25 protein-coding genes are annotated in these 22,443 nt (G+C 67.8%); 13 read left to right on the top strand and 12 right to left on the bottom strand.

Annotated elements, in window-relative coordinates:
• Positions 1-2: 2 nt before the first annotated feature.
• Together mutL and ACFQQC_RS14955 are read right to left on the bottom strand one after the other, a co-directional pair.
• Positions 3-1,871, bottom strand: a complete 1,869-nt coding sequence (mutL, locus tag ACFQQC_RS14960) for a DNA mismatch repair endonuclease MutL (RefSeq protein ID WP_376863283.1) — start codon at positions 1,869-1,871, stop codon at positions 3-5.
• A 209-nt stretch (positions 1,872-2,080) separates the two neighbouring features.
• Positions 2,081-2,884 (bottom strand): DUF4198 domain-containing protein, encoded by an 804-nt coding sequence (locus ACFQQC_RS14955; RefSeq protein WP_376863282.1) that lies wholly within the window; start codon positions 2,882-2,884, stop codon positions 2,081-2,083.
• A gap of 129 nt (positions 2,885-3,013) precedes the next feature.
• Between ACFQQC_RS14955 and ACFQQC_RS14950 the strand changes: the two genes are divergently transcribed.
• Positions 3,014-3,712 carry an AIM24 family protein gene (locus tag ACFQQC_RS14950; RefSeq protein WP_376863281.1) on the top strand — a complete coding sequence of 233 codons (699 nt, stop codon included), beginning with the start codon at positions 3,014-3,016 and terminating at the stop codon, positions 3,710-3,712.
• 48 nt (positions 3,713-3,760) lie between these two features.
• Here the strand turns inward: ACFQQC_RS14950 and ACFQQC_RS14945 are convergent, their stop codons facing one another.
• Genes ACFQQC_RS14945 through ACFQQC_RS14935 form a run of 3 tightly spaced genes read right to left on the bottom strand, consistent with a single transcriptional unit; the run spans position 3,761 to position 6,375 of the window.
• Positions 3,761-4,168: a hypothetical protein gene (locus tag ACFQQC_RS14945; protein WP_376863280.1), complete on the bottom strand. Its 408-nt coding sequence runs from the start codon at positions 4,166-4,168 to the stop codon at positions 3,761-3,763.
• A 54-nt stretch (positions 4,169-4,222) separates the two neighbouring features.
• Positions 4,223-4,483, bottom strand: a complete 261-nt coding sequence (locus ACFQQC_RS14940) for a DUF2164 domain-containing protein (protein WP_376863279.1) — start codon at positions 4,481-4,483, stop codon at positions 4,223-4,225.
• The gene (locus ACFQQC_RS14935) at positions 4,480-6,375 is read right to left on the bottom strand and encodes an ABC-F family ATP-binding cassette domain-containing protein (protein WP_376863278.1); all 1,896 of its coding nucleotides are present in this window, start codon (positions 6,373-6,375) and stop codon (positions 4,480-4,482) included. The genes ACFQQC_RS14940 and ACFQQC_RS14935 overlap by 4 nt, the downstream gene beginning before the upstream one ends.
• 130 nt (positions 6,376-6,505) lie before the next feature.
• On the opposite strand from ACFQQC_RS14935, the gene ndk reads away from it, so the two are divergent.
• On the top strand, positions 6,506-6,925 hold the full coding sequence (gene ndk / locus ACFQQC_RS14930) for a nucleoside-diphosphate kinase (protein WP_343793486.1): 420 nt from the start codon (positions 6,506-6,508) through the stop codon (positions 6,923-6,925).
• A 77-nt stretch (positions 6,926-7,002) separates the two neighbouring features.
• Here ndk and ACFQQC_RS14925 read toward each other — a convergent pair whose 3' ends face one another.
• Positions 7,003-7,515, bottom strand: a complete 513-nt coding sequence (locus tag ACFQQC_RS14925; protein WP_376863277.1) for a hypothetical protein — start codon at positions 7,513-7,515, stop codon at positions 7,003-7,005.
• 108 nt (positions 7,516-7,623) lie between these two features.
• On the opposite strand from ACFQQC_RS14925, the gene ACFQQC_RS14920 reads away from it, so the two are divergent.
• Positions 7,624-7,833 (top strand): glycine zipper 2TM domain-containing protein, encoded by a 210-nt coding sequence (locus ACFQQC_RS14920; protein ID WP_376863276.1) that lies wholly within the window; start codon positions 7,624-7,626, stop codon positions 7,831-7,833.
• 54 nt (positions 7,834-7,887) lie between these two features.
• Here ACFQQC_RS14920 and purN read toward each other — a convergent pair whose 3' ends face one another.
• Positions 7,888-8,490 (bottom strand): phosphoribosylglycinamide formyltransferase, encoded by a 603-nt coding sequence (gene purN / locus ACFQQC_RS14915; RefSeq protein WP_376863275.1) that lies wholly within the window; start codon positions 8,488-8,490, stop codon positions 7,888-7,890.
• 20 nt (positions 8,491-8,510) lie between these two features.
• Positions 8,511-9,548, bottom strand: a complete 1,038-nt coding sequence (purM, locus tag ACFQQC_RS14910; protein ID WP_376863274.1) for a phosphoribosylformylglycinamidine cyclo-ligase — start codon at positions 9,546-9,548, stop codon at positions 8,511-8,513.
• An 80-nt stretch (positions 9,549-9,628) separates the two neighbouring features.
• Here purM and rnd point away from each other — a divergent pair, with 80 nt between their 5' ends.
• The gene (gene rnd / locus ACFQQC_RS14905; RefSeq protein ID WP_376863272.1) at positions 9,629-10,777 is read left to right on the top strand and encodes a ribonuclease D; all 1,149 of its coding nucleotides are present in this window, start codon (positions 9,629-9,631) and stop codon (positions 10,775-10,777) included.
• Positions 10,778-10,813: 36 nt separating this feature from the next.
• Here rnd and ACFQQC_RS14900 read toward each other — a convergent pair whose 3' ends face one another.
• Positions 10,814-11,389 carry a phosphohydrolase gene (locus ACFQQC_RS14900; protein WP_376863271.1) on the bottom strand — a complete coding sequence of 192 codons (576 nt, stop codon included), beginning with the start codon at positions 11,387-11,389 and terminating at the stop codon, positions 10,814-10,816.
• Positions 11,390-11,391: 2 nt separating this feature from the next.
• Positions 11,392-11,853, bottom strand: a complete 462-nt coding sequence (locus tag ACFQQC_RS14895; RefSeq protein WP_376863270.1) for a peptidylprolyl isomerase — start codon at positions 11,851-11,853, stop codon at positions 11,392-11,394.
• Between the two features lie 66 nt (positions 11,854-11,919).
• On the opposite strand from ACFQQC_RS14895, the gene ACFQQC_RS14890 reads away from it, so the two are divergent.
• Complete coding sequence (locus tag ACFQQC_RS14890) at positions 11,920-12,630, top strand: RlmE family RNA methyltransferase (RefSeq protein ID WP_376863269.1); 711 nt, start codon at positions 11,920-11,922, stop codon at positions 12,628-12,630.
• Here the strand turns inward: ACFQQC_RS14890 and ACFQQC_RS14885 are convergent.
• Positions 12,627-13,193: a DUF2061 domain-containing protein gene (locus ACFQQC_RS14885; protein ID WP_376863268.1), complete on the bottom strand. Its 567-nt coding sequence runs from the start codon at positions 13,191-13,193 to the stop codon at positions 12,627-12,629. The two genes, ACFQQC_RS14890 and ACFQQC_RS14885, sit on opposite strands and share 4 nt — an antisense overlap.
• A gap of 129 nt (positions 13,194-13,322) precedes the next feature.
• Between ACFQQC_RS14885 and guaB the strand changes: the two genes are divergently transcribed.
• The 6 genes from guaB (at position 13,323) to ACFQQC_RS14855 (ending at position 20,320) form a co-directional block, all read left to right on the top strand.
• Positions 13,323-14,780 carry an IMP dehydrogenase gene (guaB, locus tag ACFQQC_RS14880; RefSeq protein ID WP_376863267.1) on the top strand — a complete coding sequence of 486 codons (1,458 nt, stop codon included), beginning with the start codon at positions 13,323-13,325 and terminating at the stop codon, positions 14,778-14,780.
• Positions 14,781-14,797: 17 nt separating this feature from the next.
• A complete protein-coding gene (locus ACFQQC_RS14875) occupies positions 14,798-15,199 on the top strand; it encodes an MAPEG family protein (RefSeq protein WP_376863266.1) in 402 nt (133 codons plus the stop codon).
• 10 nt (positions 15,200-15,209) lie between these two features.
• Positions 15,210-16,514 (top strand): RsmB/NOP family class I SAM-dependent RNA methyltransferase, encoded by a 1,305-nt coding sequence (locus tag ACFQQC_RS14870; protein ID WP_376863265.1) that lies wholly within the window; start codon positions 15,210-15,212, stop codon positions 16,512-16,514.
• Positions 16,511-17,221, top strand: coding sequence for a 5'-methylthioadenosine/S-adenosylhomocysteine nucleosidase (locus tag ACFQQC_RS14865; RefSeq protein WP_376863264.1), 711 nt, complete (start codon positions 16,511-16,513; stop codon positions 17,219-17,221). Before ACFQQC_RS14870 ends, ACFQQC_RS14865 begins: the two co-directional genes overlap by 4 nt.
• Positions 17,218-18,777 (top strand): glutamine-hydrolyzing GMP synthase, encoded by a 1,560-nt coding sequence (guaA, locus tag ACFQQC_RS14860; protein ID WP_376863263.1) that lies wholly within the window; start codon positions 17,218-17,220, stop codon positions 18,775-18,777. The genes ACFQQC_RS14865 and guaA overlap by 4 nt, the downstream gene beginning before the upstream one ends.
• A 289-nt stretch (positions 18,778-19,066) precedes the next feature.
• Positions 19,067-20,320: a tyrosine-type recombinase/integrase gene (locus ACFQQC_RS14855; protein WP_376863761.1), complete on the top strand. Its 1,254-nt coding sequence runs from the start codon at positions 19,067-19,069 to the stop codon at positions 20,318-20,320.
• Here the strand turns inward: ACFQQC_RS14855 and ACFQQC_RS14850 are convergent.
• Positions 20,277-20,567 (bottom strand): helix-turn-helix transcriptional regulator, encoded by a 291-nt coding sequence (locus ACFQQC_RS14850; RefSeq protein WP_376863262.1) that lies wholly within the window; start codon positions 20,565-20,567, stop codon positions 20,277-20,279. The two genes, ACFQQC_RS14855 and ACFQQC_RS14850, sit on opposite strands and share 44 nt — an antisense overlap.
• Positions 20,568-20,740: 173 nt before the next feature.
• Between ACFQQC_RS14850 and dinB the strand changes: the two genes are divergently transcribed.
• Both dinB and ACFQQC_RS14840 read left to right on the top strand, forming a co-directional pair.
• Positions 20,741-21,817 (top strand): DNA polymerase IV, encoded by a 1,077-nt coding sequence (gene dinB, locus ACFQQC_RS14845; protein WP_376863261.1) that lies wholly within the window; start codon positions 20,741-20,743, stop codon positions 21,815-21,817.
• Positions 21,817-22,395 carry an alpha-ketoglutarate-dependent dioxygenase AlkB gene (locus tag ACFQQC_RS14840; protein WP_376863259.1) on the top strand — a complete coding sequence of 193 codons (579 nt, stop codon included), beginning with the start codon at positions 21,817-21,819 and terminating at the stop codon, positions 22,393-22,395. The genes dinB and ACFQQC_RS14840 overlap by 1 nt, the downstream gene beginning before the upstream one ends.
• The last annotated feature ends 48 nt before the right edge of the window (positions 22,396-22,443 follow it).

Genomic DNA, 22,443 nt, shown 5'->3' with positions numbered 1-22,443 from the left:
GCTCAGCGCCGCCCGAACAGCTTTTCCAGATCCCCCAGCTTGAGCTCCACATAGGTCGGGCGACCGTGGTTGCACTGGCCGGAGTGGGGGGTGGCTTCCATCTGGCGGAGGAGGGCGTTCATCTCGGGGGCGCTCAGGACGCGGCCCGCGCGGACGGAGCCGTGGCAGGCCATGGTGCCGCAGACCTCGGCCATGCGTTCCTTGAGCGACAGGGCGGCGCCGTGTTCGGCGAGGTCGTCGGCGATGTCGCGGATCAACCCTTGTACATCTGTGTCGCCCAGCAGGGCCGGGGTCTCGCGGACCAGGACGGCGCCGGCGCCGAAGGCCTCGACGATCAGGCCCAGCTCAGCCAGTTCGTCGGCGCGGGCGGCGACGCGTTCGGCCTCGGCGGGGTCGAGCTCGACCACCTCGGGCGCCAGCAGGGCCTGACGGGTGACCGAGCCCTCGGCCATCTGGGTCTTCATGCGTTCGTAGACCAGCCGCTCGTGGGCCGCGTGCTGATCGACGACGACCAGGCCGTCGCGGGTCTGGGCGACGATGTAGGTGCCGTGCAGCTGGGCGCGGGCGGCGCCGAGGGGGAGATCAAGCTCGGACGGCGGCGCGTGGGGCGTGGGGTATGGGGTGCGGGGTGTGGGGACGAAGTCCGAGATGGTGTCGAGGGTCTCGACGCGGGCCGAGCGGTCGTTGAGGCCGGGGAGGATCTGGGCGGCCTGGCTGGCCGGGGCGGCCCATTGCTGCCAGCCGGACCAGCCCTGCGCCGAGGGGGCGCTGGGGCTCCAGGCGGGGGCGGCGACGCCTTCGTGGGCGCGAAAGCCCGAGAGGGCGTCGGCGGCGACCGTGGTGGAGGCGCGGTGCCCCGCGGCGGCCAGCGCGTGGCGCAGGGCGCCGACGATGAGGCCGCGGACGAGGGCGGGGTCGCGGAAGCGGACCTCGGCCTTGGCCGGGTGGACGTTGACGTCGACATAGAGCGGGTCGATGTCGAGGAAGAGGACCGCCGCCGGGTGGCGGTCGCGGGCGAGGAAGTCGGCGTAGGCGCCGCGCAGGGCGCCTTGCAGCAGGCGGTCCTTCACCGGGCGGCCGTTGACGAACAGATACTGGTGGGCGGCGTTGCCCCGGCTGTAGGTGGGCAGGCCCGCGTAGCCGCTGAGGCGCACGCCGTCGCGCTCCTGATCGATGAGCAGGGCGTTGGCCTCGAAGTCACGCCCCAGCAGGGCGGCGAGGCGCTTGAGCCGGCCGTGGTCGCCGGGGTGTTCGGCGGGCAGGCGCAGGGTGGTCTTGCCGTCGAGGTCGAGGGTGAAGGCGACGCCTTCGTGGGCCATGGCCTGGCGCTTGATCTCCTCCGAGATGGCCATGGCCTCCGACCGCTCGGACTTCATGAATTTCAGGCGGGCGGGGGTGGCGTAGAAGAGGTCGCGGACCTCGACGCGGGCGCCGTGCGGACCGGGGAAGCCGGCGGGGGCGACGGCCTTCTGGTCGCCGCCCTCGACGGTGATCTGGTGGGCGTCGCCGCCTTCACGCGGGCGGCTGGTGATGGTCAGGCGGGCGACCGAGCCGATGGAGGGCAGGGCCTCGCCGCGGAAGCCGAGGGTGTGGATGCGCAGCAGGTCCACGTCGCCGGCGTCGTCGGGTTCCAGTTTGGAGGTGGCGTGGCGCTCGACGCACAGGGCCAGCTGGTCCGGGGCCATGCCGTGGCCGTTGTCGGCGATGAGGATGCGCGACAGGCCGCCGCCGTCCGCCTGGATCTCGATGCGGGTGGCGCCGGCGTCGAGCGCGTTCTCGACCAGCTCCTTGATGGCGCTGGCCGGGCGTTCGACCACCTCGCCGGCGGCGATGCGGTTGACGGTTTCTGGGGGGAGGCGGCGGATCGGCATGGATTCGGAAGTATGGCCTGGTCCGGGGGGCGCAAGAAGGTGTTGCGCCCTGTTTTCCCTCCCCGCCTCGGGGAGGGATGTCGGCGCGCAGCGACGACAGGGTGGGGGCGGCCCGGCGACGAGAACGCGGATGCCTTGCCTCAGCCCTCCCCACCCGGCTTCGCCTGCGGCTCAGCCACCCTCCCCGGGACGGGGAGGGAGAATTCTGCTCACCCCGCCTCCGCCACGAACGTCAGCGTGTGGCTGTAGCTCACATACGGCGTCGGCGATCCCGCCGGGGCCGCCATGCGGTGGCGGATCAGGGTCATGTAGGCGCCGGGGTCGCCGGCCTTGAGGGTGAAGCGTCCATCGGGGCCGGTGACCAGATCGGCCTCGACCTTGCGGCCGTCCCAGCGGCCGGCCTCGCGGAAGACGGTGACGGGGGCCCCGGCCAGCGGCTGGCCGTTCAGCAGCAGTTCGAAGACGGCGTCCTCGCCGGCGATGATCTGGTTCGGGTGGGTGACCGGCTTCAGCTCAAGGCCCCGGCCCGTGGGCTGCAGCGCCTCGGTCGAGGCGGCGCCGCGGGTGACATAGACGTCGGCGACGGTGATGCTCTGGACGTTGACCAGTTCGGCGCCGGGCGGGGGTGTGCCGTCCTCCTCGCCGACCATTTTCCACTCGCCGGCGGCGTTCTGGTACATCTGGGCGGTGCGGCCCTGACGCGGGCCGGAGGACAGGCGGTAGGTGCCGTCCACGGGCGTCGCGGCCTCGAACACGGCCAGGTCGCGCAGATAGGTGACGCTGGCGATGGGCGTGTCGCCATTGGGGCCGACAACGTGGAAGAAGTCGGAGCGCATCACCACCTCGGCGGCGAAGACATCCTCGGTGAAGGAGGCCTCGACGGTGACGTGGTCGCGGCCGGTGGCGTCGAAGACGTTGGGGCGCAGATAGGGCTGGTGGGCCAGGGCTGCGCCGCCGTTGAGGGCCAGCATCACCCCGGCGAGGAAGGCGGCGGTCAACTTTGTCTTGGTCATGGTCGGAGCCCCGAAATGTTCGGTGGGAAACTATAAGATTGCGAGGCGTTTGCAATGGAGGAGGCTTGCGCGAAGCGGGAGCGTCGGCTCAACCTGAGGGTCTTCGAAAACCCCCGTTTTGAGGTTCCCATGCCCGTGAAGACCGTCGCCGAGTTCGTCGCCGCCTACAAGGAGAAGGATGTCAGCCCTGAAGCCTTTGAGCTGGAGAGCCAGTATCTGCTGGAGGTGAAGCTGAACGGGTCGATCTGGGCCAAGGCGGGCGCGATGGTGGCGCGCACCGGATCGGTGAAATTCACCCGTCAGGGCCTGATGGAGCAGGGCATCGGCAATCTGCTGAAGAAGGCCGTCAGCGGCGAGGGCATGGTGCTGATGAAGGTGGAGGGGCAGGGCCGCGTCTACCTGGCCGACACCGGCAAGAAGATCACCCTTCTGCGCCTCGACAACGAGACCATCTTCGCCAACGGCAACGACGTGCTGGCGCTGGAGACCGGCGTCAGCAACCAGATCACCATGATGAAGCGGGTGGCCGGGATGATGTCCGGCGGCCTGTTCAATGTGAAGCTGAGTGGCAGCGGCATCGTGGCGATCACCAGCCACTACGATCCGCTGATCCTCAAGGTCAGCCGCGAGACCGGTCCGATCTTCACCGACCCGAACGCGACGGTGGCCTGGTCGGGCAATCTGTCGCCGGAAATCGCCACGGACATCTCGTTCAAGACCTTCGTCGGACGCGGCTCGGGCGAGAGCATCCAGATGAAGTTCGAGGGCGAGGGCTGGGTCGTCGTCCAGCCGTACGAGGAAACCTACATGCAGCAGGGCCAGTCGTAAGACCCTGACGGATCTCCTCCCCGTCGCTGATGGGGAGGAGACGCTCGGTCAGTTCGGAGAGGACGGGACCGGCATTAGCGGGACGATGTTCATTCGCAGAACATCTCCGGCCTCGTCGCCGATGCCGATGCCGGCGCCTTGGTTGCGCAGGAAGGTCAGACGCGGAGCCGCGATCTGCTCGTTGTCCCGGGACAGCTTCGCCTCGACCATCATCTGGGTGTCCGTGCCGTCGCCCTGGACGGTGAACAGATTGGCCTCAAAGTCGTAGGTCACGTCGCCAATGACGGCGGTCGCGCTGGCCGGAGCGCCTTCGGCGATCTGGGTGCGGGTGGAGATCACCGTCACGCCATTGCGGACGACAGACATCTGGAGCTGGTAGCCATCGACGGTCGGCTCCTGCGCAAACGCAGGTGTGGCGACCAGCAAGGCGGCGGCAGTCAGGGCGGCGCGGATCATGGGATGGCTCCTTCAGGTTGTATGGAGCATCCGGAGATTCGCGTTAGATGAACATTACCGCCCGCCCGGCTTCTGTTCGAGGCCGTAGATGAGGTCGGCGACGTCTTCGGCCTTGGCGGTGAAGACGGTCTGGGCGTCGCGGAGGCCGCGATTGTAGAAATAGCTGCCGACCTCGCGGCCGAAGAACTCGATCAGCATTTCGGCGGGGAGGGCGGGCAGTTCCTGATCCAGCTCGGCGTCGAAATAGTCCTGCACGCGGCGGACCATGTCGCGCATCTCTTCCTTCGAAAATTTGATTGGCTCGACGGGCTTCACGCGGTGGCCTCGGCGAGGGCTTCCTCGGCCTCCATCCAGGCGGCCTCGGCGGCGTCGAGGTCGGCCTGGGTTTTCGCGCGAGAGCGGCTGAGGCCTTCCAGCTTCTTCGGATCGGTGGCGGCGGCGTTGGCGAGGTCGTCGTCGAGACGGCTGAGATCAGCCGCCAATTGAGTCATCTTCTCCTCAGCTTTCTTGACCGCATGGCGCAGCGTGGACGGCGACGGCCCGCCCTTCTTCTGCTGGGCCTTGGGGGCGGGAGAGGCGGCGGCCGGAGCGGCTTCCGCCGCCGGTTCATGCTTCACCTGCGACGGCTTCATCCCGGCCTGTTTGGCGCGGTCGAGGACGAATTTGGCGTAGTCATCCATGTCGCCCTCAAACGGGGTCACGGTGCCGTCGGCGGCCAGCCACAGGCGGTCGGCGACCAGTTCCATCAGCGAGCGGTCGTGGGTGATCAGGATGACGGCGCCGGTGTACTCGTTCAGGGCGTCGAGCAGGGCCCGGCGGCTGTCGATGTCGAGGTGGTTGGTCGGTTCGTCGAGGATCAGGATATGGGGCGAGTCCATCGCCACCAGATTGAGCAGCAGGCGGGCGCGCTCGCCTCCGGACAGGCTGGCGACCGTGGTCTCCTGCTTCTGGAAGGGCAGGCCGAACTGGGCCAGCTTCGAGCGGCGGCTGGATTCCGACGCTTCCGGCATGGCCCGGCGGATGATCTCCAGCGGGGTGTCGGTCGGGTCCATCGCCTCGATCTGGTGCTGGTGGAACCAGCCCACGCGCATCTTGCCGTCGCGGTGGAACTCGCCGGTCTCGACCGTCAGGGCCTTGGCGATGAGCTTGGCGAAGGTCGACTTGCCGGCGCCGTTGACGCCCAGCAGGCCGATGCGGTCGTCCAGGTCCATCCGTAGGTTGAGATTGCGCAGGATCGGCTTGCCCGGCTCATAGCCGACATTGGCCTTCTCCAGCCGGATCAGGGGCGGGGGCAGGGGACGTTCGGGCGAGGGCAGGACGAAGGGCGCGACGCGCTCCTCGGGCGGCAGCTCGATCCGCTCCATCTTCTCCAGCTTCTTGACGCGCGACTGGGCCTGGGTGGCCTTGGAGGCCTTGGCCTTGAAGCGGTCGATGAATTTCTGGAGGTGGGCGCGCTCGGCCTCCTGCTTGGACTGGGTCGCCGCCATCAGGCGCAGCTTCTCGGCCCGCGTCTTTTCGAAGGTGTCGTAGTTGCCGGTGTAGAGGTCCAGCTTGCGGTTCGAGAGGTGCAGGATGTGGGTGCAGACCTCGTTCAGCATCTCGCGGTCGTGGGAGATGATCAGGGCCGTCGCCGGATATTTCTTCAGGCGGGCCTCAAGCCACAGGGCGCCTTCCAGATCGAGGTAGTTGGTCGGTTCGTCGAGCAGCAGCATGTCCGGCTCGGCGAACAGGGCCGCGGCCAGAGCCACGCGCATCCGCCAGCCGCCCGAGAAATGGGCCATGGGGCGGTGGATGTCTTCCTGGGAGAAGCCCAGGCCGACGAGGATTTCGGAGGCCTTGGCCGGGGCGGCGTCGGCGTCGATCTCGATCAGGCGGCCCCAGATTTCGCCCATCTCCTCCGGCTCGGCGGTCTCGAGGCGGGTGAGCAAATCGTGGCGCTCGACGTCGGCCTCCAGAATCGTCTCCAGCACGGAGACGGGGGTGGCCGGGTGCTCCTGATCGACCGAGCCGATGCGGGCGGTCTTGGGCAGGGAGACCTCATCGCCGCCCGCGACCAGTTCGCCGAGGATGACCTTGAACAGGGTCGACTTGCCGATGCCGTTGCGGCCGACCAGACCGACCTTGGCGCCCGGCGGCAGGCTGACGGAGGCGTCGTCGAGGAACGAACGGCCCCAGGCGTTGAGGGTCAGGCGGTTGATCTGCAGCATCGGTACGTCGTTCTTCGCGTCACTCCCGCGAGACGGGAGCGATCGAGGCAAAATTGTGAGGCGGTTGGAAACCGGGGAGGTCGCGTCTATAAGCCCGCGACCTTCAATCTCCCAAACCAGAAGTCATCCCATGACCGAACGCACCTTCTCGATCATCAAGCCGGACGCCACCCGCCGCAACCTGACCGGCGCCATCAACGCCGTGATCGAAGGCGCCGGCCTGCGCATCGTCGCCCAACGCCGCGTCAAGCTGTCGACCGACCAGGCCAAGAAATTCTACGAAGTGCACGCCGAGCGCCCGTTCTACGGCGAGCTGGTCGAGCAGATGACCGCCGAGCCGGTCGTCGTTCAGGTGCTGGAAGGCCCGAACGCCGTCGCCGCCTACCGCGAAGTCATGGGCGCCACCAACCCGGAACAGGCCGCCGAAGGCACCATCCGCAAGCAATTCGCCCTGTCGATCGGTGAAAACTCGGTCCACGGCTCGGACAGCCTGGAGAACGCGGGCATCGAGATCGCCCAGTTCTTCACCGAAGACCAGATCGTCGGCTAAATCCGACGTCGCTTCGGCGACTGATGCGACGGCCGGACCTGAAAGGGTCCGGCCGTTTTGCATTTCGGGTCAGGTCTTCAGACGGGGCGGCGACGCACGGCGACGATGCCCGCCACCGTCATGCCGGCGAAGCCCCCGGCGATCAGGCACAGGAGCAGCAGAAGGACCGACGGCTGCGGCAGGAAGGACGGCAGGGCCGAGCCCAGTCCCTCTTGCAGTCCGCCTCCATCGCTGTTCGAGGCCCGCGCCGCGACGACCAGGGCGGGCGCCACGCCGCAGGCGAGGCCCTGCAGACTCCCGATCAGCATCTTGTCGGTGGGGCGCAGGAACAGGTTCAGGATCAACGCCAGCAGAGCCCAGAGCAGGGCCGCGAAAGCGATGACGGGCGCGAACGACGCGAGCAGCGGCAGGATGATGACCGGCCCGGCGGGCACGGTCAGGATCGCCCAGCCGATCTGGCCTGAGTCCTCGGCCATGACCCAGCCGGCCCAGAAGCCGAAGACCAGCCACACGGGGATCATCAGGCCAAGGCCGGAAAGGGCGCCGGCAAGGGGCGTCCAGAGTGGAAAGTCGCGTCGGGCGGCTGTCATGGCCCCGACCCTGACAGCCTTGCCCTAACGGACGATTGCGGCCTGTCCGGAACCGGACGCAGACCTGCGCCGTTTTCAGAGGGTCTTTCTCTCCCAAGGAACAGAACCATGAAAACGATTCTGAAGCTGACCCCCGTGATCGCCGTCGTCGGCCTGCTGGCCGCCTGTGGCACCACCATGGAACAACGCGCCGCCACCGGCGCCATCGGCGGCGCGGTCGCCGGTCAGGCCATCGGCGGCGACACCGGTGCGACGGTCGCCGGCGCGGCCATCGGCGCGGTGGCCGGCGCCGCCACCACCCCGCAGCGTCCGCGCTAAACGGCGCAGAATGAAGAACGGCCCCGGTGAGCGATCGCCGGGGCCGTTGTCATGTCAGGAAAGCTGCAGTCCGCGACAGAAGTCGGCGAGCGCGCGCGGATAGAGTTTGTGTTCCGCCACCAGCACCCGCTGGGCCAGGCTTTCCGGTGTGTCCATGGGCAGGACCGGCACCGTCTCGTGATCCAGAACCGGGCCTTCATCGACGCCTTCGGTGACCAGATGGACGGTGCAGCCGGCCTCGGCGTCGCCCGCCGCGATGGCGCGGGCGTGGGTGTCCAGCCCCGGATATTTCGGCAGCAGGCTGGGGTGGATGTTGATCATCCGCGCCGCCCACAGCCGGACGAGGAAGGGCGTCAGCAGGCGCATGTAGCCCGCCAGCGCCACCACATCGATCCGGTGCTCCATCAGGGCGGCGTCGATGGCGCGCTCATGCGCCTCGCGATTCTCGCCGTGGAGGCGATGATTCACCACCAGCGTCTGCACGCCCTTGGCCTGGGCGATCGCCAGTCCGCCCGCGGTGGGCTTGTTGGAGATCACCAGCGCCACCTCGAACGGCGCGCCGGGCTTCTGCGCGGCGTCGATCAGGGCGGCCATGTTGGAACCGGCCCCGGAGATCAGGACAGCGACACGGGTCGGGCGCGGCGGGGAGGATGTCATCGCCGGGCCTTTCGCGCGGTTCAGGCGGCTTCGAGCTGGCCGCAGACGAAGGCGACCTCGCCCACGTTGAGCAGGGCGGCCAGAACCGGTTCGGCGTCTTCCGGCGCGACGATCAGGATGAAGCCGACGCCACAGTTGAAGGTGCGGCGCAGCTCGTGATCCGAGATGCCGCCGACCTCGCCCAGCCACTGGAAGACCTTCGGCATCGGCCAGGCGTCCCAGTCGAACTTCGCCTGCAGGCCCTCGGCGATGCAGCGCGGCGGGTTCTCGATCAGACCGCCGCCGGTGATGTGGGCCGCGCCCTTGACCAGACCGGCCTTCATCAGCGGCAGGACCGGCTTCACATAGATGCGGGTCGGCTCCATCAGGGCCTGGGCCAGCGAGCGGTCCTTGGCGAAGGGCGCGTCATCGGCCCACGACAGGCCGGACTTCTCGACCACCTTGCGGATCAGCGAATAGCCGTTGGAGTGCGGACCGGACGAGCCGATGCCGATGATCAGGTCGCCCGCCTGCTGGCGGTCCAGATAGGGCAGGGCCTGACCGCGCTCGACGGCGCCGAGGCTGAAGCCCGCGAGGTCATAGTCGCCGCCCGAGTACATGCCCGGCATTTCGGCGGTTTCGCCGCCCACCAGGGCGGCGCCGGCCTGGCGGCAGCCTTCGGCGATGCCGGCGACGACGCGACGGGCCGCGTCGATCTCGAGCTTGCCGGTGGCGTAGTAGTCGAGGAACAGCAGGGGCTCGGCGCCCTGGGCCAGCAGGTCGTTGACGCACATGGCGACCAGATCGACGCCGACGCCGTCGTGGCGGCCGGTTTCGATGGCGATCTTCAGCTTGGTGCCGACGCCGTCCGTGGTGGTGACGATCAGCGGATCTTCAAAACCGGCGGCCTTGAGGTCGAACAGGGCGCCGAAACCGCCCAGCGAAGGCTCCGATCCGGGGCGGGCCGTGGACTTGGCCAGCGGCTTGATATGCTCGACCAGCATCTCGCCGGCGTCGATGTCGACCCCCGCATCCGCATAGGTCAGGCCGTTCTTGAGGCTGTCGGAAGTGTCGCTCATCGGTCACGGGCCTGAATCAGTGGGCGGAAATATGCTGCGGCTCTTGCCACAACGGGCGCGCGGGGGGCTATAGCATCCGAATGACGCCGATCACCACCACCGAGGCGCTGCGCGAGTTCTGCGCGCGTCTGGCCACCGAGCCCTTCATCACCGTCGACACCGAATTCATGCGGGAGACGACGTACTGGCCCAAGCTGTGCCTGATCCAGGCCGCTTCGCCCAAGGACGCCGCGATCATCGATCCACTGGCCGAGGGGCTGGATCTGGAGCCCTTCCTGGAGCTCCTGCGCGACGAATCGATTCTGAAGGTCTTCCACGCCGCCCGTCAGGACGTGGAGATCTTCGTGAAACTGGGCGCCATGCCCAAGCCGATGTTCGACACCCAGGTGGCCGCCATGGCCGCCGGATTCGGCGATCAGGTCTCCTATGAGGCGCTGGTCCGCCAGATGATCCGGCAGGAAGTCGACAAGGGCAGCCGCTTCACCGACTGGGCGCGGCGTCCGCTGTCGGAGGCCCAGTTGGTCTATGCGCTGGGCGACGTGACCCATCTGGCGGCCCTGTATCCCAAGCTGCGCGACCGCCTGCAGAAGGACGGCCGTCTGGAGTGGGTGACGGCCGAGATGGGCGACCTGACCGACCCCGAACTCTACAACACCGATCCGGAGAAGGCGTGGAAGCGCCTGAAACCGAAGAAATTCTCGGCCAAATACCTGGCGCCCTTCGTGGCGACCGCGATCTGGCGTGAGCGGGCGGCGCAGGAACGCGATCAGCCGCGCGGCCGCATCCTGAAGGACGAGGCCATCGACGAGATCGCCGCCCAGGCGCCGCTGGACCCGGACGCCTTCAACCGCCTGCGCTCGGTGCCCAAGGGCTTCGGCGCCTCGCGGCTGGGTCTGGAGCTGATCGCCGAGCTGAAGCGCGTGATGGCCGATCCGGAGGCCCATGCGCCCAAGCTGGAGCGCCCGGCGCACAACCAGCCGGCGCCGCCGTCTGTGGTGGAACTGCTGAAGGTGCTGCTGAAGGCCAAGAGCGATAACGCCGGCGTGGCCACCAAGCTGATCGCCAATGTCGCCGATCTCGAGAAGATCGCGCTGGACGACAACGCCAATGTCGAGGCCCTGAAGGGCTGGCGCCGTCAGCTGTTCGGCGAGGACGCGCTGAAGCTGAAGCGGGGCGAGATCGCCCTGGTCCTGAACGGACCGCGGGTCGAGGTGGTGGAGATCGAGTAGAACGAAGGGCCGTCCGGTAGGGCGGCCCTTTCGCTTTCAGGCCGTGAGCTCGGCGATCTCGCGCGCGATGTTGGCGCGGGCCTGCGCCTCATACCGCTCCGCCCAGGCCGGATCGGCGTAGAGCGCCGGGCTTTCCAGAAAGCGGCCCATGATCGCCGCGCGGCCGGCGCGATACAGCGGCTCGGGGACGTGGGCGTACTCCTCGCGGATGGCGCGGGCGTAGGCGTCGTAGCGGTCGGGCTCGGAGCCGAGGATCGACAGGTCGATGGAGACGAGACGGGCGCCCAGGGCGTCGCCGTCGCCGACCGAATGGCCCGCCGTCAGCAGGATCAGCCGCTCGACCTCGGCGACAAAGGCCGGATCGGCGCCGTCAGCGGACAGTTGCTCGCGCGCCAGAACGGCGCTGGCGGCTTCGTTATCGTTTCGGGTGGGGTCGTAGATCGCGTCGTGGAACCAGATCGCGGTCTCCAGCAGGTCGCGCTGGTCGGCGGTCAGGTCGGTCGAGGCCCGGATCTGGGTCAGGCAGTCCTCGATATGCGCCATCGCGTGATAGCGCCGGTGCGGTTCGCTGTAGCGCGCGATCAGCGCATCACGAACCGCACCGGAGATCATGATCAGGCCACCGTGGCCTTGACGATCTTGCCCGGAGCGCGCGGCGGCTCGCCCTTCGGAAGGGCGTCGACGTGTTCCATGCCCTCGATGACGTTGCCCCAGACGGTGTACTGGCGGTCCAGGAAGGTGGCGTCGTCGAAGACGATGAAGAACTGGCTGTTGGCCGAGTTCGGGTCCGAGGTGCGGGCCATCGACACGGCGCCGCGGGTGTGCGGCTCGGCCGAGAACTCCTGCTTGATGTTCGGCTTCTTGGAGCCGCCGGTGCCGGTGCCGGTCGGATCGCCGCCCTGGGCCATGAAGCCCGGGATCACGCGGTGGAAGACGACGCCGTCGTAGAAGCCTTCCGACGCCAGGTCGGTGATCTGCTTGACGTGGTTCGGCGCCAGGTCCGAACGCAGCTTGATCACGACGTCGCCGCCGGCACCGTCGCCGTTGTCGAGAGTCAGGGTGAGGGTTTCGGCCATGGGCGCGCTCCTTTGAAATATCGCGGGGTCATAGCCCGCAAACGCTGTCGCGGCTATGTGGGTGTCATGAGTGAAGACGAAAAGCCCGCCGAACGCCGCAGAATGGTGCGTCCCCCCTCGGGCGGCACGGCCGCCGGGCGCGGCATGGGCACCAAGATGAAGACGGCGGACACCAAGTCGATGTCCAGCCAGCAGTGGATCAAGCGCCAGCTGTCGGACAAATGGTCCGAGAAGGCGCGGGCCGAGGGCTGGCGTTCGCGTGCGGCCTTCAAGCTGATCGAGATCGACGACCGGTTCCGCCTGATCCGGCCGGGCAGCCGGGTGATCGACCTGGGCGCGGCGCCGGGCGGCTGGGTGCAGGTGGCGCTGAAGCGCGGGGCCAAGGCGGTGGTGGGCGTGGACCTGCTGCCGATCGAGCCTGTCCCGGGCGCGGAACTGATCCAGGCCGACTTCACCCATCCGGGCGTGGATCAGCAGATGATGGACCTGCTGGGCGGGCCGCCCGATCTGGTGCTGTCCGACATGGCCCACAACACGGTCGGCCACCGCAAGACGGACCACCTGAAGATCATCGCCCTGATCGAGATCGCCGCCGACTTCGCGATTCGCACCCTGCGGCCGGGCGGGAATTTCGTGTCCAAGAATTTCCAGGGCGGTGACGCCGGCGGCGTCCTGGCGCGCCTGCGCGAGGAGTTCGAGACGGTGAAGTATGTGAAGCCGGAATCGAGCCGCAAGGACAGCGCCGAGGTGTTCCTGGTGGCGCTGAACAAGCGCTAGGCGGAGGCCAGCTTCTCCGCCGCTCGCCGGGCCTTGCGGGCCTCGATGCCGGTCCAGATGCGGTCGTGCAGGGTGAAGAAGACCGTCTGCACCAGCGGCTCGACCAGACCGATGGCCAGGGCGATGCGGATGTCCCGCGTCAGGGCGAAGGCGACCAGCACCGCGACGGTGAAATGCATGGCGCCGTAGGTCATCGACTTCAGCGCGATCTGCTTCAGCGAACGGGGCAGGGCGTGGCTGTGCCCGTGGTGGCCATGGCCGTGATGACCGTGGGCGCGGCTCTGCTCTTCGGGGTTCATGACGCCCAGGCGGGCGGTGAAGGCCTCGGACGCCTCCTCGACGCCGGACAGCATCCGGCGGCGCTCGATCCGGTGCCAGACCCGGTCGTGGATCGAATAGGCGATGGTCTGGAAGAAGGGCTCGACCACCCCGACCGCCAACGCCAGCCGCCAGTCGCGCGTGATGGCGAAGGCCACCAGGATGGCGACCACGAGGTGCATCACGCCATAGCTCGCGATCTTGAGCGCGAGCTGGCGGGCCGTGGTGAGCAAGATGCGAACCATTATCGCCAGATTGGGTCTAACGCCCCGCGACGCAAGGCAATTTTTCTTATCAGTCCAATAGGGCGTCAGCAGGCCTTGCGGTTCCGCCCCCGCTGCGGTTATACGCGGCCCGCAAAACGGAGACTCCTCATGGAGATACGCGAAGGCTTCACCTTCGATGATGTTTTGCTCGAACCCGGCGCGTCCGAGTTCATGCCGGCGATGGTCGATGTCTCGACCCAGCTGACCCGCGACATCAGACTGAACATCCCGCTGCTGTCGTCCGCCATGGACACGGTGACCGAAAGCCGTCTGGCCATTGCGATGGCGCAGGCCGGCGGTCTGGGCGTGCTGCACCGGAACATGACCATCGAGGAGCAGGCCGAACAGGTCCGCGCCGTGAAGCGCTATGAAAGCGGCATGGTGGTGAATCCGGTGACCGTCGGGCCGGAGACGACGCTGGGCGAGGTTCGCCAGATCGTCGAGCGCAAGAAGATCACCGGCTTCCCGGTCGTCGATCCTAAGACGGGCAAGCTGGTCGGCATGCTGACCAACCGCGACATGCGGTTCGAGAGCGATCCGACCATCAAGGCCGCGGCCCTGATGACCACGGGCGACCTGATCACGGTGCGCGAAGGCGCGAGCCGCGAGGAAGCCCGCGAACTGCTGCGGACCCGCAAGATCGAGCGGGTCATCGTGGTGGACGAGGATTATCGGGCTGTCGGCCTGATCACGATGAAGGACATCGAGAAGGCCCAGGCCTTCCCGAACGCCGCCAAGGACGAGCAGGGCCGCCTGCTGGTCGGCGCCGCCTCGACGGTCGGCGATTCCGGCTTCGAGCGGGCGATGGCGCTGGCCGACGCCGGTTGCGATGTGGTGGTGATCGACACCGCCCACGGTCACTCGGCCTCAGTCGCCGCCGTGGTCGAGCGCATCAAGCGCGAGAACAACCGCCTGCAGATCATCGCCGGCAACGTCGCCACCTATGACGCCACCCGCGCCCTGATCGACGCGGGCGCCGATGCGGTGAAGGTCGGCATCGGTCCGGGCTCGATCTGCACCACCCGCATCGTCGCGGGCGTGGGCGTGCCGCAGCTGACCGCCGTGATGGACTCGGCCCGCGCGGCCAAGGGCACCGGCGCCTCGGTCATCGCCGATGGCGGGATCAAGTATTCGGGCGATCTGGCCAAGGCCATCGCGGCCGGCGCCAATGTGGCCATGATGGGCTCGATGTTCGCCGGCACCGACGAGAGCCCCGGCGAGGTGTTCCTGTACCAGGGCCGGAGCTACAAGTCGTACCGCGGTATGGGCTCGGTCGGCGCCATGGGCGCGGGCTCGGCGGACCGCTACTTCCAGAAGGAAGTGTCGTCCGAGAAGCTGGTGCCCGAGGGCATCGAGGGCCAGACCCCATACAAGGGGCCGATCAGCCCCGTCCTGCACCAGCTGGTCGGCGGCCTGCGCGCCTCGATGGGCTATGTGGGCGCCGGGACCATCAAGGACTTCCAGGATCGGGCGCGCTTCGTGCGCATTACGGGGGCGGGGCTTCGCGAGAGTCACGTCCATGACGTGATGATCACGCGCGAGGCTCCGAACTATCGTCAGGGCTGAACCAGAGAGGGCAAGCCATGGATATGACGCCTGAATTCATTCTGCTGGCTTTCACCCTCATCCTGGCCCTGATCCAGATCGGCGCGGCGGGGATGGCCCGCACCGCCGAGCTGGGGGCGAAGTGGAACGCGGGCCCGCGCGACGGTGAGAATCCGCCGCCGGGCAAGCTGGCCGGTCGCCTGATGCGGGCGCAGTCCAATCTGTTCGAGACCCTGCCGCTGTTCATCGGCGCGGTGCTCATGGCGCATGTGGCGGGGAAGGACGGGGGAACCCTGACCTTCCTCGGCACGCACCTCTATTTCTTCGGGCGGCTGATCTATCTGCCGCTCTACGCCTTCGGCGTTCCCTATGTCCGCTCGCTGGTCTGGCTGGTCGCCACCGGGGGGCTGGTGATGGTGATCGCCGCCCTGTTCGTTTGAAAGACCTGACTTGACCCCAGCCGCCCGCCTCGCCGCCGCCGCCTCGATCCTGGACAGCATCGCCCAGGGCCGTCAGCCCGCCGAAGCCGCCCTGAAGGCCTGGGGCGTCGCCAACCGCTACGCCGGGTCGAAGGATCGGCGGGGCATTGCCGACCGGGTCTACAAAGTGCTGCGCGCGCGCGGCCGTCTGGCCTGGGCCATGGGCGGGCGCGAGGACGGCCGGGCGCTGGTGATCGGCTCGCTGAGCCTGATCGACGGCCTGTCGCTGGACGAGATCGAGGCCCTGCACTCGGGCGACGGCTATGGCCCGCGCCCGCTGTCGAAACAGGAGCGCTCGCGCCTGACCGTCGCTGGTGAGGGTGATCTGCCCGGCTGGGTGACTTCGGGTTTGCCCGAGTTCGTGGTCGAGGACTTCAAGACGACCTACGGCGACCGCTGGGCGGAAGAAGCCCGCGAGCTGATGGCGCCGCGCGCGCCGATCGACCTTCGGGTCAACGGCCTGCTGGCGACCGTCTCGGACGTCGAGGCCGAGTTGAAGGATGCGGAGCTGGCGCCGGAGCCGACGCCCTTCTCGACCTTCGGCCTGCGCCTGCCCAGCGAGCCGCCGCCGAATGTGCAGGCGCTGGAGGTCTTCAAACAGGGCCATATCGAAATCCAGGACGAGGGCAGCCAGATCGTCGCCTGGCTGGCGGGCGCCAGGCCGGGCATGACGGTGGTCGACTATTGCGCGGGTGGCGGCGGCAAGACGCTGGCGCTGGCCCAGGCCATGCAGGCGCAGGGCACGCTGGTCGCCTGCGACGTGGTGCAAAAGCGTCTGGACAACATCCGGCCGCGACTGGCCCGCGCGGGCGTGGCGGCCGACCTCTGCCTGCTGGGCCAGAACGGCGGCGGCATCGAGGATCTGAACGGTCAGGCCGATCTGGTTCTGGTCGATGCGCCGTGCAGCGGCTCAGGCACCTGGCGTCGTCGTCCGGAGGATGCGTGGCGGCTGACCCCGGAAGAGGTGGAGCGGCTGCACGCCCTGCAGGTCCGCATCCTGTCGCAGGCCTCCCAGCTGGTGAAGCCGGGCGGGCGTCTGGCCTATGTGACATGTTCGATGCTGAGCCGCGAGAACGAGGCCTCCATCACGGCCTTCGAGGCGGCGCATCCGGAGTTCACGTCGGTGACGGTGGCCTCGGCCCTATCGGAAGCCGGTCTGACGGTCCCGGGCGGCGAGACGCTGGCGGCGAAGGCGGACGGACATCGCCTGCGCCTGTCTCCGGCGTCCACGAACACCGACGGCTTCTTCGTCGCCCTGTACGAGCGCGCTTCGTGAGCGGCGGCTGGCGCATGGAGCGATACGGCGACGTCTCGGTCCTCTGCGTCATGGCGGCCCCGGCGGAGTACGGCGTCCATCTGAAGGCGCGCATCCAGCCGCTGATGACCGGCATCGGTCCGGTGGAAGGCGCCGTCGCCCTGACCGCCGAACTGGCGCGGCTGGAGGCGAGGGGAGCGCTGCCCGATCTGGTGCTGTCGCTGGGCTCGTGCGGCTCGCCGACGCTGGAGCATGCGGCGGTCTATCAGGCCTGGTCGGTCGGCTACCGCGACATGGACGCCAGCGCCCTCGGCTTCGAAAAGGGGAAGACGCCCCTGCTGGACCTTCCGGCGGTGATGCCCCTCCCGTGCCCGATCCCCGGCGTGCCGACGGCCACCCTTTCGACTGGCGGCAATGTTGTCTCCGGCAAGGCCTATGAGGCCATCGAGGCCGACATGGTGGACATGGAGACCTTCGCCCTGCTGCGGTCGTGCCAGACTTTCGGCCTGCCTCTGGTGGCCCTGCGCGGGGTGTCGGACGGGCGCGCCGAGTTGAAGGCGCTGGAGGACTGGACGTCCACCCTGCATCACGTCGACGAGAACCTGGCGGCGGCGCTGGATCGCCTGATCGCCGTGCTGGAGGCCGACGGCCTCGCCGCCCTTGCTATTGCCGTCTCAGACGGCCAAGACCCCGCCCATTCCACGCCCTCCCCGGAATCGCTCGCATGACCCAGCCGACCCACCAGAAAGTCCTCATCGTTGACTTCGGCAGTCAGGTGACTCAGCTGATCGCGCGGCGCCTGCGCGAGGCGAGCGTCTATTGCGAGATCCATCCCTACGCCAAGGCCGAGGCGGCGATGGCGGCGATGAACCCGGCGGCGATCATCCTGTCGGGCGGACCGGAGAGCGTGCACGAGGAGGGCAGCCCCCGGGCGCCGCAAGGCGTGTTCGAGGCGGGCGTGCCGGTGCTGGGCATCTGCTACGGCGAAATGACCATGTGCGAACAGCTGGGCGGCAAGGTCGAGGGCGGCCACACCCGCGAGTTTGGTCGCGCGGCGATCACGGTCGAGAAGACCTCGCCCCTGCTGGCCGGTCTGGCTCCGGTCGGCGAGGACGAGGAAGTCTGGATGAGCCACGGCGACAAGATCGTCGCCATCCCCGAAGGTTTCGACGTCGTCGCCTCGTCGTCGGGCTCGCCCTATGCGGTGATCGCCGATGAGAAGAGACGCTTCTACGGCGTTCAATTCCATCCGGAAGTCATGCACACGCCGCGCGGCCACGAAATGCTGAAGAACTTCACCCACGGCATCGCCGGGCTGAAGGGCGACTGGACCATGGCGGCCTATCGCGACGAGAAGATCGCCCAGATCCGCGAACAGGTCGGCGACGCCAAGGTGATCTGCGGCCTGTCGGGCGGCGTGGATTCCTCGGTCGCTGCGGTGCTGATCCACGAGGCCATTGGCGACCAGCTGACCTGCGTCTTCGTGGACACCGGCCTGCTGCGCAAGGACGAGGCCAAACAGGTCACGACCCTCTTCCGCGAGCACTACAACATCCCGCTGATCCACGTTGATGCGTCTAAGGAATTCCTCGGCGAGCTGGCCGGCCAGTCGGACCCGGAAACCAAGCGCAAGACCATCGGCCGGGTGTTCATCGAGATCTTCGATCGCGAGTCCGCCAAGATCGAGGGCGCTGAGTTCCTGGCGCAGGGCACCCTGTATCCGGACGTGATCGAGAGCGTCTCGTCGTCCAGCGGCAAGGCCCACGTGATCAAGAGCCACCACAACGTCGGCGGCCTGCCGGACTATATGAAGCTGAAGCTGGTCGAGCCGCTGCGCGAGTTGTTCAAGGACGAGGTCCGGGCGCTGGGCCGCGAACTGGGCCTGAGCGAAGCCTTCGTAGGCCGCCACCCGTTCCCCGGGCCGGGCCTGGCCATCCGCATCCCGGGCGAGATCACCCCGGAGGCGGTCGCCACCTTGCAGGACGCGGACGCCATCTATCTGGAAGAGATCCGCAAGGCGGGCCTGTACGACGACATCTGGCAGGCCTTCGCCGTACTGCTGCCGGTCAAGACCGTCGGCGTCATGGGCGACGCCCGCACCTATGAGAAGGTCCTGGCTCTGCGCGCCGTCAGCTCGACCGACGGCATGACCGCCGACTTCTACCAGTTCCCCTGGGATGTGCTGGGCAAGACCGCCACGCGCATCATCAACGAGGTCCGCGGCGTGAACCGCGTTGTCTATGACGTGACGTCGAAGCCGCCCGGGACGATCGAGTGGGAATGATTCAGAGCCTTCTGAATCTTTCCGGAGCGCTTTCAAAAGTCACTTTAAAGCACTGACTTATAAGATAAATGATTTCGCAGCCTCTCGATACCTTTCGAGGGGCTGCTTTCGTTCGCGTCGGTCAGTCTGACGGTCCCGCCGCCATTGCCCGCCCGGACTCCGCTCCGTACCGTCAGAGGGCCGAGAGAGTCCCGACGGTCTTTTTTTGAGCCAAGATACGGATTTGGCGAAGGAAAACGATCCCGAAAGACCTCGAAAGCGCCTGACGGTCTTTTGGAGTCAAAACGGCATGCTTACCGACGCCGCACTGCGGAATATCCGCCCAAAATCAAAAGCTTACAAAATGACCGACAGGGACGGTTTGTACCTGCTGATATCGCCCAAGGGCGGCATCGCATTCAAGTACGACTACCGGTTCAACGGGCGGCGAGAGTCGGTGACCCTTGGCTCCTATGGGCCGGCGGGCCTGTCGCTCGCCAAGGCCCGCGAGAAAGTCATCGATGCCAAGCGGATGATCGCCGAAGGCGTCTCGCCCGCTCTGGAGAAGCAGCGGGCCAAACGGCGCCTGCAGCAGGCCCGCAGCTTCGAGCATGTGGCCCAGCGCTGGATGGATCACGCGCCGATGGCGGACAGCACCCGCAACATGCGGCGGTCCATCTTCAACCGGGAAATCCTGCCGCATTGGCGCAACCGGCTGCTGAACGAGATCACCCCGAACGACCTGCGGGCCCACTGCAAGACGATCGTCGATCGAGGGGCGCCGGCGACGGCCGTCCATGTCCGGGACATCGTCAAACAGATCTACGCCTACGCCATCCTCCATGGCGAGAAGATCGAGAACCCCGCAGACGGGGTCGGGCCGGCCTCCATCGCCACCTTCCGGCCGCGGGACCGTTCGCTGTCGCCGACGGAGATCCGCATCGCGCTGAACCTGCTGGGGGAGGTGGCGACCCTTCCGACGATCCGCCTTGGCCTGAAGTTCATCCTGCTGAGCATGGTCAGGAAGAGCGAGCTCCAGGATGGGGTCTGGGACGAGGTCGATTTCGCCAACGCGGTCTGGTCGATCCCCAAGGAGCGTATGAAGCGATCGCGGCCGCACAACGTCTACCTCTCGACCCAGATGCTCGACATCCTGATCGCGTTGAAAACCTGCGCCGGAAACTCCCGCTACATCCTGCCGTCCCGCTATGACGCCGATGCGCCGATGTCGCGGGCGACCTTCAATCGGGTGACCATGGCGATCGCCGAACGAGCGCGGGAGCGGGACCTGCCGCTGGAGCCCTTCACGGTCCACGACCTGCGGCGGACGGCTTCGACGCTCCTGCACGAGATGGGCTTCAACTCGGACTGGATCGAGAAAAGCCTCGCCCACGAGGAGCGGTCGTCGCGCGGGGTCTACAACAAGGCTGAGTTCGAGGCCCAACGTCGGCACATGGCCCAGGAGTGGTCGAACGCGGTGGACGCGTGGGAGGCGGGACGGGCGTTCACGCCCGTGCTGGTCATCCCGGAAACGGCCGGTCCTCGGTTCGATCCGCGGCTCTGACGGGTCGCGTAATCCGCTTGCGAACATCCGGCGGCGGCGCCCGCCGGATGGGTTTGGCGCGACGGAGAGCAAGCCAGGCCTCGACCTCGGCCAGGTCCCAGACGACGCACCGCGGCGTCAGCAGGAACCGCCGGGGGAACTGACCCCGCTGCTCCATCTCCCAGATGGTGCTGTCGGCCAGCGGCACCATCTGACGGAGCTGCGGCTTCTTGATCGTGCGCTTCAGCGGCGGGTCGGCCTGGGCCATCGGTCTCTCCTGGCGTTGCGACTCGATGGAATCCGAAAGGCGGCGAGTGCGCCATGCGCAGGTTCGCCCAAGGCGATCTCCGCCCGGCTCTCTACGGGTTGCGGGGATCGGCCGACGCCGTTGCCGGCAAGTCTCGTGTTCACTTTCTGTTCTAGTCCTGTTATGCCGAGGGCATGACCGACGGGCCGGTTCGCAAGATCATTCACGTCGACATGGACGCCTTCTTCGCGTCGGTCGAACAGCGCGACGACCCGGCGTTGCGCGGCCGTCCGGTGGCCGTGGGATACGCGGCCCAACGCGGCGTGGTGGCGGCGGCCAGCTATGAGGCGCGGGTGTTCGGGGTGCGGTCGGCCATGCCCTCGACCAAAGCCCTGCGGCAGTGCCCCGACCTCGTCTTCGTCCCGCCCCGGTTCGAGGTCTATCGCGCCGTCTCGAAACAGATCCAGGCGATCTTCGCGGACTACACGCCTCATGTGGAGCCGCTCTCCCTCGACGAAGCCTATCTCGACGTGACCGACAACCTCCGCGGCCTTCCGACCGCCTCGGAGACCGCCGTCGAGATCCGGGCCCGCATCCTCGAGGAGACCGGCCTGACGGCGTCAGCGGGGATTTCCTACAACAAGTTCCTGGCCAAGCTGGCCTCAGACCAGCGCAAGCCGAATGGCCAGTTCGTCGTGCCGCCTGGACGGGGCGAGGCCTTCGTCGAGGCCCTGCCGGTGAAACGCTTCCACGGGGTCGGACCGGTGACGGCCGCCAAGATGACCCGGCTGGGCATCGAGACCGGTGAGGACCTGCGGCGCCAGTCGCTGGCCTTCCTGCAGCAGCATTTCGGCAAGTCCGGCCCCTGGTACTACGCCATCTCGCGAGGCGAGGATCATCGCGCGGTGAACCCGAACCGCGAGCGCAAATCGTCCGGATCGGAGACGACCTTCGGAAGCGACCTGACCGATCCCTCGGCGATCGAGGCCGGCGTCATCGCCATGGCGGGCGATGTCTGGGGCTGGTGCGAGAAATCGGACGCCTACGGGCGCACGGTGACGGTGAAGGTCAAATGGACCGACTTCCAGCAGTCGACGCGCAGCCGGTCCTTCCCCGAGCCGGTGACGTCCAGGGAGCGGTTGGAAGAGACCAGCCTCCTGCTGGTCCGCTCCCTCTATCCGCCCGCCAGGGGCATTCGCCTGGTCGGCGTGAGCCTGTCCAACTTCAAGGCGCCGGCGCCCTCGGCGTCCGACCAACTCGCCTTGGCCTGATGGGCGTGCAGACCGACCTCTTCGGCGAGCCGGTTCCCACCACGCCCGCCGCCCCGGCCGGGTTCCGCTATTGGCCTGATCTCCTTTCAGAGCCCGAGCAGGCAAGGGTGGAGCGCGCTCTGCAGGCCTTGGCCTTCAAGCCCTACGAGCACCTCGGCTATCTGGGTAATCGTCGCATCGCTGCCTTCGGGCGGCGCTATGATCTGGCGCGTCAGGCGCTGGAGGCGGCGGAGCCCTGGCCGGCGTTCCTTCAGGAACTGCTGGGCCAGTTGACCGACCGGGCCGGTCTGCCGGCGGAGGATTTCGTGCAGGCGCTGGTCAACGAATACCAACCCGGCGCCGGGATCGGCTGGCACAGGGACCGGCCCGTGTACGGCCGGATCCTCGGTGTCTCGCTGCTGTCGCCCTGCATCATGCGCCTTAGACAGAAGCGCGGCGCCGGCTGGACGCGGGCTGGCGCGCCGCTGGCGCCCGGCTCGGCCTACCTGCTGTCGGGCGAAGTGCGGCGGGACTGGGAGCATTCGATCACGCCGATGACCGCGCTGCGCTATTCGATCACGTTCCGGACGCTGGCCTGATTGACGCCTGGGACGGGATGGACATGCATGTCAGCGTCGCCATGGGCC

Source organism: Brevundimonas sp. GCM10030266, from assembly GCF_042666595.1.
Taxonomy (GTDB): Bacteria; Pseudomonadota; Alphaproteobacteria; order Caulobacterales; family Caulobacteraceae; genus Brevundimonas.
Note: the sequence above shows the minus strand (reverse complement) of the source record. Positions and strands in the feature narration are given on the sequence as shown.